At 36.6% G+C, this 12,426-nt stretch carries 12 protein-coding genes; 4 read left to right on the top strand and 8 right to left on the bottom strand.

Annotation, left to right across the window (positions count from 1 at the left end):
* Positions 1 to 3: 3 nt before the first annotated feature.
* Both PBT89_RS01635 and PBT89_RS01630 read right to left on the bottom strand, forming a co-directional pair.
* Positions 4 to 189, bottom strand: a complete 186-nt coding sequence (locus tag PBT89_RS01635) for a hypothetical protein (RefSeq protein ID WP_270063099.1) — start codon at positions 187 to 189, stop codon at positions 4 to 6.
* A gap of 78 nt (positions 190 to 267) precedes the next feature.
* Positions 268 to 633 (bottom strand): winged helix-turn-helix transcriptional regulator, encoded by a 366-nt coding sequence (locus PBT89_RS01630; RefSeq protein ID WP_270063098.1) that lies wholly within the window; start codon positions 631 to 633, stop codon positions 268 to 270.
* Positions 634 to 777: 144 nt separating this feature from the next.
* Between PBT89_RS01630 and PBT89_RS01625 the strand changes: the two genes are divergently transcribed.
* A complete protein-coding gene (locus tag PBT89_RS01625; protein ID WP_270063097.1) occupies positions 778 to 1,665 on the top strand; it encodes an SDR family oxidoreductase in 888 nt (295 codons plus the stop codon).
* A gap of 149 nt (positions 1,666 to 1,814) precedes the next feature.
* On the opposite strand, the gene PBT89_RS01620 is transcribed toward PBT89_RS01625, so the two are convergent.
* The gene (locus tag PBT89_RS01620; protein ID WP_270063096.1) at positions 1,815 to 2,519 is read right to left on the bottom strand and encodes a geranylgeranylglyceryl/heptaprenylglyceryl phosphate synthase; all 705 of its coding nucleotides are present in this window, start codon (positions 2,517 to 2,519) and stop codon (positions 1,815 to 1,817) included.
* Positions 2,520 to 2,524: 5 nt separating this feature from the next.
* Positions 2,525 to 3,157 (bottom strand): 4'-phosphopantetheinyl transferase family protein, encoded by a 633-nt coding sequence (locus PBT89_RS01615; protein WP_270063095.1) that lies wholly within the window; start codon positions 3,155 to 3,157, stop codon positions 2,525 to 2,527.
* A 64-nt stretch (positions 3,158 to 3,221) separates the two neighbouring features.
* Between PBT89_RS01615 and ahcY the strand changes: the two genes are divergently transcribed.
* Positions 3,222 to 4,538, top strand: a complete 1,317-nt coding sequence (gene ahcY, locus PBT89_RS01610; RefSeq protein WP_270059461.1) for an adenosylhomocysteinase — start codon at positions 3,222 to 3,224, stop codon at positions 4,536 to 4,538.
* A gap of 180 nt (positions 4,539 to 4,718) precedes the next feature.
* Positions 4,719 to 5,915: an IS256 family transposase gene (locus PBT89_RS01605; protein WP_270061650.1), complete on the top strand. Its 1,197-nt coding sequence runs from the start codon at positions 4,719 to 4,721 to the stop codon at positions 5,913 to 5,915.
* A gap of 107 nt (positions 5,916 to 6,022) precedes the next feature.
* On the opposite strand, the gene PBT89_RS01600 is transcribed toward PBT89_RS01605, so the two are convergent.
* A complete protein-coding gene (locus PBT89_RS01600) occupies positions 6,023 to 6,475 on the bottom strand; it encodes a hypothetical protein (protein ID WP_270063094.1) in 453 nt (150 codons plus the stop codon).
* A gap of 231 nt (positions 6,476 to 6,706) precedes the next feature.
* On the opposite strand from PBT89_RS01600, the gene PBT89_RS01595 reads away from it, so the two are divergent.
* On the top strand, positions 6,707 to 7,723 hold the full coding sequence (locus PBT89_RS01595; protein ID WP_270063093.1) for a hypothetical protein: 1,017 nt from the start codon (positions 6,707 to 6,709) through the stop codon (positions 7,721 to 7,723).
* 93 nt (positions 7,724 to 7,816) lie between these two features.
* On the opposite strand, the gene PBT89_RS01590 is transcribed toward PBT89_RS01595, so the two are convergent.
* The 3 genes from PBT89_RS01590 to PBT89_RS01580 all read right to left on the bottom strand — a co-directional run bounded on the left by PBT89_RS01590 (position 7,817) and on the right by PBT89_RS01580 (position 12,325).
* The gene (locus PBT89_RS01590; RefSeq protein ID WP_270063092.1) at positions 7,817 to 8,161 is read right to left on the bottom strand and encodes a Dabb family protein; all 345 of its coding nucleotides are present in this window, start codon (positions 8,159 to 8,161) and stop codon (positions 7,817 to 7,819) included.
* Between the two features lie 181 nt (positions 8,162 to 8,342).
* Entirely contained in the window at positions 8,343 to 9,371 is a 1,029-nt protein-coding gene (locus PBT89_RS01585) for a phytase (RefSeq protein WP_270063091.1), read from the bottom strand.
* Positions 9,372 to 9,469: 98 nt separating this feature from the next.
* Positions 9,470 to 12,325, bottom strand: a complete 2,856-nt coding sequence (locus PBT89_RS01580) for a TonB-dependent receptor (protein WP_270063090.1) — start codon at positions 12,323 to 12,325, stop codon at positions 9,470 to 9,472.
* Positions 12,326 to 12,426: the final 101 nt, after the last annotated feature.

Below are 12,426 nucleotides of genomic sequence, written 5' to 3'. Positions count from 1 at the left end.
ATGCTAATAACTAATTTTAATAGAATCCAATGACACTGCAAAAAGAGCGCTTAAAAACAATACCTGAAATTCTACAATTTTATACCATAATTTTAAAAACCCTGAAAGTACTTCCTTTTTCACACGGGAATGATCTAATAAAAATTCTTTAATAAAAACCGACTGATAATTTTCTGCTGAAATATTCATTTATTCTATCTAAAATTCATTCTCAAAAATAATCATTATAAAGTGCGAAAAAGCCCTATTTTAATGAGAATTGCTTATTTATTTTAGGTTATTTGAAGATCGATTTTCGGTAATTTCACTCATGTTTTCGTTTGCCCATTGCACCAGACTTTTTAGCTTCGGTAAAAGGCTAAAACCAAGTTCTGTAAGCGAATATTCAACTTTTGGCGGCACCTGTGGAAATACTTTTCTAGCCACCAATCCATCTGCTTCCAGCTTCTTTAAAGTTACTGCCAGCATTTTTTGAGAAACGGTACCAATCATTTTCTGCAATTCGTTAAATCGAAGCTTGTCATAATCCCCTAAGATCAAAATAACCAGTGTAGACCATTTATCTCCAAACCGGTCTAATATATTACGAACCGGACAATTTTCAGCTTCCGAATAATTTATTTCTATTTTCATTCCCATAACAGTTTGATTTTCAATAACAGTTACTTCTTAGTAACTTAACTACCAAGTTGAAACTTCTTGATTTTTCACTTCTCTTTAATTACCTTTACTTACCAAAAGTAACTAAATATCTATTGGTAATTAAAAAATATTGAAATGAAAAAGACATTGATTACCGGTGCAACCGGAAGTTTAGGACAACTTGTAATTAAAAATTTAATCGAAAACACCGATCCTAGTAACCTTGCGGTATTGGTTAGAGATACTGAAAAAGATATTGTAAAAGAATATAAAGCTCAAGGTTTTGGAATTAGAGTAGCCGACTATGACAACCCGGCAAAATTAGAAGAAGCTTTAAAAGATATCGAGCAGGTTTATCTAATTTCAGGTAGTGATTTAGAAGCACGCCTAGAGCAACATAAAAACGTGATTGCTGCAGCAAAAGTTAATAATGTACAGCATATTTTCTACACGAGCACCGTTAGAAAAACTGAATCTTCTGATGCGCCACTCGATCCTGTTGTAAGCAGCCATTTGCAAACCGAAAAACTATTGATTGATTCTGGTTTAAAATATACCATTTTACGTCATAATTTATATAGCGATGTGGTGCCTATGTTTATTGGCGATAAAGAACAACTTCTAAAAACCAAATCTATTTATCTTCCTACTGAAGACGGAAAAGTTGCCTATGTGCCGAGAGAAGATTTTGCTGAAGCTGAAGCTAAAATGCTAATTTCACCAAAAGATCACGTTAATAAAATTTATGAATTCAATGGAAATGAGAAAGTTTCTTACGAAGAAATTAGCGAGATGCTAACTGAAATTCTTGGTGAAAAAATAGCTTATATTTCTCCTTCAGTTGAAGAATTCGAGTCTCAAATGAAAGAAGCTGGCTTACCAAATGAAATTGTGGGTATGCTTAGCATGTTTAGCCAGGGCGTAGCCAATGGTGAATTTGATTTTGACACTACAGATCTTGAAGACATTCTTGGTCGAAAAACCAAAACAATGAAAGAATTTTTAACTGAAGTTTACGCTTAGTTAGTAGTGAGATCTGAGTAGTGAGATTTTAGATTTGAGACTATTTACGGAAGTATTGATTTGTTCATAAAAAAGCTGAAAGCTTCTGCATTCTATTATCTAATTTCTCACTACTCAATTCTGAAATCTCATATCTCATATCTATTTTCTCACTCAAATTCTCCATTTTCAAAAGCGGTTCCTATAACCACTAAATCAGCTCCGGCTTTATAAGCCTTTTCTAATTGTCTTGCATTTCGAATACCGCCACCTACGATTAAAGGGATGCTTAAATCTTTCTTTACCTCAGCAATAACTTCGTCAAAAACCGGAATTTTAGCTCCACTACCCGCTTCAAGATAAATTAGTTGTTTCCCCATCATCTGGCCGGCAAGCGCAGTATTTTTAATTAGCTCTATTTCATTTTGATTGATAGGCTGGGTCTTGCTTACTCTTGCTACAGCGCTTTGATTACCACCATCCAGCAATAAATATCCTGTTGGAATAATTTCCAAACCAGAATTCAACAATTTTGGCACTGCTTTTATATGCTGCTCGATTAAATATTCAGGATTACGGCCGGAAAGTAAACTCAGCAATAAAATCCCGTCTGCTTTTTCAGTAATTTGACCTTTATCGCCGGGAAATAAAATTACCGGTAATTTGGTTTTACTTTTTATAAAATTTACGCAAATCTCACTTTCTTCAGTTGTTACAGTACTTCCACCAACAAAAACATGAGTGACTGCTTCAGGAAGATTTTCGATAAAATCTGCATATTTTTCCGCAGAAAATTTTTCAGGATCTATTAAAACTGCAAGTAGTTTTTTTTTGGTTTTGGATGCTTTAAATATCGCATCTAAAAGTGTAGGCATCAATTTTAATTTAACAGAAAGGTATAAACGCAGGTAAATCCTTCAAATTCTAGAAATTCCAGTTCATACTCGGTTTTTTCGCCTTCAAAAGTAACAGTTCCGCTAGTATTGGCATCTTCAAAATCAAAATCTTTAATATAAATATGCTGTAAAAAAGCCAATCCCGGCTGTGCATGCACTTTATAAATCGATTCCTTACTTCCCCAAACGATGGTTAATTTTCGAATAATTGCTTCTTCGTTTGCCAGCGTATGATATTCTTTTAGCGGAGTAAATTTATTAGCGATTTTCAATATTTTATCACGCTGTTTTTCAATATCGATTCCTACCGGCTGGTCGCTCACAATAATCGCGGTAAAATTAAAGGAATGCGTTATCGATATGAATTTTTCATCATTCAAATGTGGCTTTCCTAACTCATCATACCACAAATCTTGATCTACATAACCGGCTTCCGCCATTAAATGCCTAATGCTCATAAAACCACGACGATGGATTTCAGATTTCATCCCTGCAACTCTACTATTGCAGTGATCAGTTAATTTTATGCCGTCGCTAAGCCACTCAAAAGATTCTTCTACCTTCCAAATGAAGACTTTAGTTCCTTTTCGCGGTGTTATTGTTTTGAAAAGAGGCATGCCGGTTTATTAAATATTAGTTACTTTTGCGCTGTAATATTAGAGAATAATCAAATATAATAATATGTCTACGAACACAGTGCCTTATACGGCGTATAAAGTAAAAGATATTTCCCTTGCTGCATGGGGACGTAAAGAGATTGAACTGGCAGAAGCAGAAATGCCGGGATTAATGGCGCTTCGTGAAGAATATAAAGAAGAACAACCGCTTAAAGGTGCTCGCATTGCTGGTTGCTTACATATGACGATACAAACTGCGGTACTTATTGAAACACTTATTGCTCTTGGTGCTGAAGTAACCTGGAGTTCTTGTAATATTTTCTCTACCCAAGATCAAGCTGCAGCTGCTATTGCTGAAGCAGGTATTCCTGTATACGCCTGGAAAGGAATGACGGAAGAGGAATTTGACTGGTGTATCGAGCAAACACTTTTCTTTGGTGAAGATCGTAAGCCGTTAAACATGATCTTAGATGATGGTGGAGATTTAACTAATATGGTTTTGGATAAATATCCAGAGCTTGCGAAAGACGTTAAAGGACTTTCTGAAGAAACGACTACCGGAGTTCACCGTCTTTACGAGCGTATGAAAAACGGAACACTTCCTATGCCGGCAATTAACGTAAACGACTCGGTTACCAAATCTAAATTCGATAATAAATTTGGATGTCGCGAGAGTGCGGTAGATGCGATTCGTCGTGCTACCGATGTGATGCTTGCTGGTAAACGTGTTGTAGTTTGTGGTTATGGTGATGTTGGGAAAGGAACTGCAGCTTCTTTTAAAGGAACTGGCGCAATTATTACCGTTACAGAGGTTGATCCTATCTGTGCATTACAAGCAGCTATGGACGGTTTTGAAGTAAAGCGTTTAGAAACAGTAGTTGAAAAAGCAGATATCGTTATTACCACTACCGGAAATAAAGACATCGTTCGTGGAGAGCACTTCCAGGCAATGAAAGATAAAACAATTGTATGTAATATTGGGCATTTTGATAACGAAATTGATGTTGCCTGGTTAAATGATAATTACGGAGAAACTAAAGATGAAATCAAACCACAAGTAGATAAGTATACTGTAGATGGTAAAGATATTATCTTACTTGCTGAAGGGCGCTTGGTAAACCTTGGTTGCGCTACCGGTCACCCAAGTTTTGTTATGAGTAACTCTTTCACCAACCAAACATTGGCACAAATAGAACTTTGGAATAATACCGATAAGTACGAAAACAAAGTGTATATGCTACCTAAGCATTTAGATGAAAAAGTGGCTGCGCTACATTTAGAAAAAATTGGTGTTGAATTAACGAAGCTTAGTGAAGACCAGGCGAAGTATATTGGTGTTGAAGTTGAAGGACCATTTAAACCGGAATACTATAGATACTAAATGAAGTTTGAAGTACGAAGTTAGAATGCTGAAATACGAAAACTGAAGTACAACCTTTAGGAATAAGAAAAAATCCGGGACTATCTCAAAAACTGTGTAAGTAGAAAATATCGGGGTTTGCAAACCCCGATATTTTTTTAATCTTGCCTGTAATTTCAGGCCTCTAATATTTACACAGTAATGAAAAAAGAAGATTTATTTGACGATGATTTTTTAAAGCAGTTCAAATCCGGAGAAGAACTCAGTAATTTCCTAAAACAACTCCAAAAGCGTGGTCTGGAAAAAATGCTGGAAGGTGAGCTTGATGGTCACCTTGATTACGAGAAAAACCAGCGATCTAAAGAAGGTAATACCCGCAACGGCTATTCCCAGAAGAAGGTTCGCAGTTCCTATGGAGAAGATTCTATAAAGGTTCCAAGAGACAGGGACGGATCCTTTAATCCCATGATTGTTCCAAAGCGGCAGAATATGGTTGATGGAATCGAGAATGTAATTGTCTCTCTTTATGCCAAAGGAATGAGCAATAGTGATATCGAAGAACAGATCTCTGAAGTCTATGGTTTTGATGTTTCTACTTCCACCATATCCCGAATAACTGACCGGATTAGCAATGATATTGTCGCCTGGCAGAACCGCCCTTTAGAGCCGGTTTATCTTATTGTCTGGATGGATGGGATTGTGTTTAAGGTACGAGAGAACTCCAAGGTAGTCAACAAAACGATTTATATCGCAGTAGGTCTTAGGAGGGATGGAAAGAAAGAGGTTCTTGGCCTATGGCTGGGTAAGAATGAATCTGCGGCTTTTTGGATGAGCGTACTTACTGATATGAAAGCCCGTGGTGTGGAGGATATTCTGATCACCGCTACAGATAACCTGAATGGATTTACCGATACCATTAGAAACGTATTCCCGGAATCCAGAACGCAAATATGTGTAGTCCACCAGATCAGGAATGCTTGCAGGTATGTGGTCTGGAAAGATAAAAAAGCCTTTACAAAGGATATGAAGCTCATCTATGATGCTCCGACCAAACAGGCCGCAGAAGCTGCCCTAGAGGATTTTGCACGCAATTGGAATGACAAGTATTCCTATGCTATTAAAAGCTGGAGAGACAACTGGGAAGATCTTACAGTTTTCTATGAATTCCCACTCGAGATCAGGCGTATCATTTACACCACCAACCTGATTGAAAATTTAAACGGTAAGATCAGGAAGTACACCAAGAATAAATTATCCTTCCCAACAGATGATGCTGTTATGAAATCAGTATATTTGGCATTAAGGGAAGCCACAAAAAAGTGGACTATGCCGGTTAGAAACTGGGGAATTATCCTCAATCAGTTCTTAACTATATATGAAGAAAGGGTTCGACTTTAAGTAATAAAGCCAAACCCCCTTATTTAAAACTTACACACTTTACGGGATAGTGTCAAAAATCCCGTTCATTTCTGAACGGGATTTTTTCTTTTTCATAACACTATTATTTATTCTACTCTTTCATAATAGTAGTATTCACCATCACAAGCTGCACCGACACTATTTATTAATTGACCTTCAGAAAAATAGAGAAATTCCTTCTTAGATTGACTACTACATTTTGTGTTTATACTAGATTCCTCAAAATATTCCAGAATTATAAACTCACGATCATCAATTGAAAAAGTACCTTCTGCAACAATCGTTTCTCCCTCGATTTTAGATTTTTTCTGAAAAGTAAGGTCTTCATTAAAAATATAGCTCTCAGAACCATCTTCAACTTTTCCAACTTCAGCATTAACAAACATCGAAGCTCGCACTCCAACCAACTTCCATACCTGCGGAAAATTACTTGCAGAGAAATCCTGTACTGTGAATTCCTCCCGCTCAGGTTCATCTGAATCGCAAGAAATTAAGCTTATTGATAATAAACAGAAAAGAAACTTAAAAAATGTTTTCATACATAAGGAGTTTATAAAATAGATACCACAACATTAAAAAGGTTGCGTTCATTTAATTTCTCGCATAGGTCCTGTTGTAATAAAGTTAATAAAAAAGTATCGGTTATTTTTCAAAATCTCAAATCACGTTAAAACCCTCTGAAAAATATTAATCCTTTGTTAATCCCCGAAATTTAAAAACCGACACCAAATCTTAATTCGTAAATATTGCAAATCAAAACAACTTAATTTATGAAGAATTTAAAACACATTTTTTTAGCAGGTTTAACCACAATTACCTTAGCCTCTTGTAGCGATGACGACGATGGAATGATCGAAACCGACGACGGAATGGAAGTAGAAGCTCCAATGTTATTTGCCACAACGCATACTGGAAATATTGCCGGTTACAATTTAGACACCGGAGACTCCTACACTTTAAATACAGATTCTAATGATGCTGAAGGAATTATCTATGATGATGATACAGATGCACTAATCATTGCTTCAAGAGATCCCCTTGGCATTCAGCACTATGGAGATGTGAGCATGTGGGACGATATGTCTACAGAAGCTACGGCAGATTTTATGAGTTCAGGTAATGTCGATAGTCCACGCGATATTGCTGTATCAGACGATATGGTTGTAATCGCCGATAATGCCGATACCAACGGTGACGATGACGACACTCCAAACGGACGTTTCTTTATTTATACAAGAACTGCAGACGGGATGACGCTAAGAAATACCGTGATGGTAGATTTTGATGTATGGGGAATCGAATTTGTAGACAATACACTTTATGCCGTTGTAGATAAAACAAATATGCTGGCAAGTTTCGATAATTTCCTATCTAATTCTGGAGACGGAATGGTAGAAGCAACCAAAATGATCGCATTAGAAGGAATTGGAAGAACACATGGTTTAGATTATGATGATGGAACAATGATCATGTCTGATATTGGTGATGCTGGTTCAGATTCCGATGGTGCATTACACGTAATTATGGATTTTGACGATAAATTTAATGCTACAGAAGACGGAGCAACGCTTGCTGTTGGAGAGCAAGTACGAATTGCCGGAGCAAGTACCATGCTGGGTAATCCTGTAAACGTTTCTTATGATGAAGATTCTGGAATGATCTACGTAGCTGAATTAGCTAACGGGGACGGAAGAGTTCTTGCTTTTTCAGATGAAGATTCTGGAGACGCAACTCCTGCTATAAACAATATGTTAAGCAAAGTTTCTGCTGTATATTTTGAAGACTAATTTTATATAATTTCAGCATAAAAAAATCCTCGCAATGCGAGGATTTTTTTGTTTTTATTGGCACCGCCAAAGGGTATAATACCCAGAGGTACTTTATTTAATTCCAACCGAATCATACACCTGCACTCGCTTCCACAAATGCTCCGATTCCTCGATAAATTTTAAATGCGCTTTCTCCTTTTGATATTTATCCTGAATCTCTTTTGAAGGAAAACTAAGAATCAAAGAATAGGTAAATGATCCATCAACCACTTCTCTTGGTGTTCCCGCCGGCTCTCCGATAAATTTAGTCTTTGCGTAAAGACTGTTTTCCATAAATTTGTTCAGAGATTTTAGAAAATCGGCTCGATCCTGCTCACTATCTGGATTGTTAAGCCAGAAATAGACCACATGGGTAAAGTTTTTATCGAATTCTGGTGTTGTATCCTGTGCTTTCATATTGCTGAAAGTTAAGCAGAAAAAAAGTCCAATGCCTATTTTCAAAATTGCCTTCATTTTTATCGAATTTCATTTTACTTTAAAAATACACTATTTTAGGTTTAGAAATTAAAATATTTCTAAAAACAAAAAATGCCGGTAAACTTAAAGCTTACCGACACTTTTCTTCAGAATCAAACAATTATTCTTCAGTTTTCTTCGGCTCTTTTAATCGACTTAAATCGTGATAAAAGAAATTACTTTCATCATTATCATTCATAGAAACGAATAACCCATTGGGAAACTTTTCGCCTAAAGACGCTGTAGTCACTTCACAACCATCAGTTTCTGTAGTTCCTAAATTCAGTGCATACTCAAAACTATTATCTTCTCTACTGAAGAAATTAAAAGTTCCTTCCTGCTGATTAGAAACTATAATCTGTCCTTTTCCGTTTGGATACGTAGAAATAGCAATACCTTCGATATCATCTTTAAAATACTCCCCTCCAAAAAAACCAATCTCTTCGTTCCCCATATCTGGCTCGGCATAATACTTTCTAATCCCATCACCTTCATCAGAGCAGTACACAAACCCAAGCTCATCATCTACAGCGATAGCTTCGATCTCTTTTTTCCCACTGAACTTGGCAAATTCACGCACCAATTTGGGCGCTAAATGATCCCCAGCAGGTTCAAGTTCTATTTGATGTAGATAACCTTCTCTAGGACCATTTTTACGACCAACGATAGCATAGGTTTTACCAGATTTTGGTGATTTATAGATCGAAATTCCCATCGGTAAACTCATTTCATTCTCACGAGTATCCTGAAATACTTTAAATCCGCCATTATCCAAAGGCTTCATATCTGGCACCGAAAAAATTCGAATCTGTTCGCGTTCTCTTTCTGTAAAGATCATGATATCTGTTACAGTACTATCCGAAAGCTTTACATCATATTCTACATCTACATTGTTTGGACGTTTAAAGTTTCTCATGGTTTTAGATTCGATAATCTTCCCATCAAGATCAAAAGCGTAAATCGCACCATCGGTATCTTTATCGGTTCCAAAAACAATACTTTTTTCAGGGTTTTCTTTGTTTACCCAAATTGCCGGATCGTCGGTATCGTGCAATGTTTTTTCAGTAACCACATCGGGTGCGATTTCTGGTAATTGCGTTCCACATGAAGCTAAGATTAGGCAAATAAGGATCGATTTTATTTTTGTCATTTTAATATTTTTGAATTTTAAGTACCATCTACAGGCTGGTAAGCCAAGACTTAAAATTGTATGTTTTTAAATTATTTTTTCTACTGAATTAGTACACCTTAGTATAGGTCGTATTTCAAACCAAAAGTTAAACGCTGGCTGTAATATTCCATTTGCATGGTACGATTGGCAACTCCCTGGTAATAACGTAATGGCTGATTGGTAATATTGTTAAGATCTGCAAAAATTCTAAGATTTTTATTGATCGAATACGACATATTAAAATCTACAAACAACTGCTCATCGTAGTAACGATCTTCAAATGCATTTCCTCCTAATTCATCTAAATAGGCATCAGAGAAATTTGCAGAAAGTCTAGCGCTAAAACGTTTATCTGAATATGAAAGTGAACCATTGAACATGTTTGGAGAAGAACCTGGTAAAGACAACTCATCTTCTCTAAGATCACCATCTTCATTTCTAATTCCGTTTGCTTTAGAATGTAAATAAGTATAGTTAAGATAAATTCCGAAGTTTTTAGCAAATCCTGGCAAGAAGTTTAATTGTCTCTGGAAAGAAACCTCAGCTCCGTAGATATTTGCCTGGTCACCATTTAATGGCTGAAATAAATCGTAACCGGTAGCTTCATCTTCACTTATGTAAGTATACACAAAATCCTCTATATCTTTATAAAACAAGCCTCCTGAAAGGATCCCAACAGACTTAAAATAATACTCTGCCATAAAATCGAAGTTCATTGAAGTTGAAGGATTAAGATCTGTATTTCCAACAGAAATTTCTTCATCTTCGTTATTTACAGCGCGGTAAGGTACAAGATCGATATAATTAGGGCGCGCCAAAGTATTGGTCCAAGCAAAACGAAGTACGGTACTATTGTTCACATTATATTTTAAATGCACCCCAGGTAAAATATTGGTGTAATCACTTTCATCTCTAACTGGCGCAGCTTCTTCAAAATCTCCGTCTTCATTAAAAATCAATTCGTTTCCTAAACTACTAATCTTAGTCGCTTCTAGACGAACACCGGCTAAGATCGAGAAATTCTGAGATAGATTTTGATTTGCCATGATGTAACCGGCATATACATTCTCTTCAGCTTCAAAATTCTCCTGAAGATATTCATCTGGAAGATCTTCACTTCCAAATTGATCTGAATTTAGATCTAAAGAACCCAGATATTCTGGCGATGTAAAGAATCCCGGGCGGTATTGTTCTCCAGCGAGAAAATCGTTTCCATCTTTTCTGATAACATCGGTCTGAGCCATATTTTCGAAACCATTTTCGGGTTCGTATTCAAAGAAATTGTTATCTCTATTCTTATTCTTAAAACGCCCTCTTACTCCAAATTTTACGATTCCAGAACCCTGATTAAAAAAGTCTGCCGGTAATTCGAAATTCGCAAAAACGTTGACATCTTCTTCTTCAGTGAATTGATACTCTTCAGTGATTTCCTTCAGCTCAAAATCTGAGGGTGAAGATGTATTTACCGGAGTTTGTAATGGTTCTTCAGGATCGATTCCGTTATCTACCATATACTCGGTTTCCCAGCTTATATAACGCTCGTTAGGGCGCTCTTCTGAAGCTTTTGCGTAAGAGCCCATCCAATCGAATTTTAGGTTTCCGAACAAATGATCTCCCCCTAAAGTATAATTTTGCATCCGCTGATCTTCTAATCTGCGATTTTGAATTCTTCCGCCAGGAATACCTCCTTTGGTTTCTCTTTCTGCTTCCGCAGGAAATCGAACTAAATTCCCATTAGTAACCGTAAAATCACCTTCACCAATATCTTCAGCATCTAAAATTTCTGAAGCATAAGCAAAACGATTTTCACGATCGTCACGCCAGTTGTACATCGACTTAAAATAAAGACTGTTATTATCGTTGAAATCGTAGTTTAAGTTTGCAGAAAAACTTCTTCTAACCCGCTGCACTAAATACTTTCTAATTTCGAAAGCACTAGCATAAGGATTTACATCGACCTCTTCCAGAATATCATCGCCATTCTCATCTGGAAGCCCCGTATTGTATTCAAACTCATCAGACCATTCGGCTTCAACATTATCAGATCCAAAATCGTTATCATTTATCGAAGCGGAAATCATATATCCAAACTTCCCGTCTTTAGTACGATCTCCCAATAAAAAGGATCCACTAAGAATTCGTTTATCGGTAATAAAGTTGATCCCAGATCCTAGCGTTGCTGCAAGTCTAAAATTTTCTGGTGCAGATCTAGTCACTAAATTTACAGAACCACCAAGTGCATCACCATCCATATCTGGTGTTACTGCCTTACTAACTTCTATCGTTTGGATCATATCAGATGGAATAAGATCCATCTGTACATTACGGTTATCACCTTCAGCCGAAGGGATACGGCTACCGTTTAAAGTTACCGAGTTAAGCTGAGGTGCTAAACCTCTTACGATAATGTTACGGGCTTCCCCCTGGTCTACCTGCATGGTGATCCCAGGAATTCTTTTTACAGCATCCCCAATATTGGCATCGGGAAATTTACCAATCTGTTCTGTAGATACAATATTGGTAATATTGGTTCTATTTTTTTGCGCGTTTAATGCACGGGCCTGCGCGCTAAGACCGCCACCAATTAACTGTACAGCCTCTAATGTGGTTGTAGAAGAATTTAAAACGAGATCTACATCTACAGTTTGATTAGCCGTTACGGTAACTTCTTTATTTAAGTCTTCGTATCCCATATATTTAATCACCAACGTATAGGTTCCTTCTGGTATTTCTACCATTGTAAAGTTTCCATCAAAGTTGGTTGTGGTTCCTTTGTTAATTTCAGGGATCATCACTTCAGCACCTGGAACATAAATTCCTGTCTCATCTGCAATAGTTCCCCTAATTGCTCCCGTTTGCGCCTGCGTAAAACTAAAATTTAGAGTTACAAAAAGCGTTACAAGCAAAAATTTTAAGTAGTTTTTTTGATTCATTTTTTTAAGTTTAAGAATACTCCAAAACTATATATTACAAGACTTTACCTATAAAAAGCTATAGCAACAAAGAGTTAACAAATCATTTTTTAACAGCTACA

Source organism: Zunongwangia sp. HRR-M8 (genome assembly GCF_027594405.1).
In the GTDB taxonomy this organism is placed as follows: domain Bacteria; phylum Bacteroidota; class Bacteroidia; order Flavobacteriales; family Flavobacteriaceae; genus Zunongwangia.
Note: the sequence above shows the minus strand (reverse complement) of the source record. Positions and strands in the feature narration are given on the sequence as shown.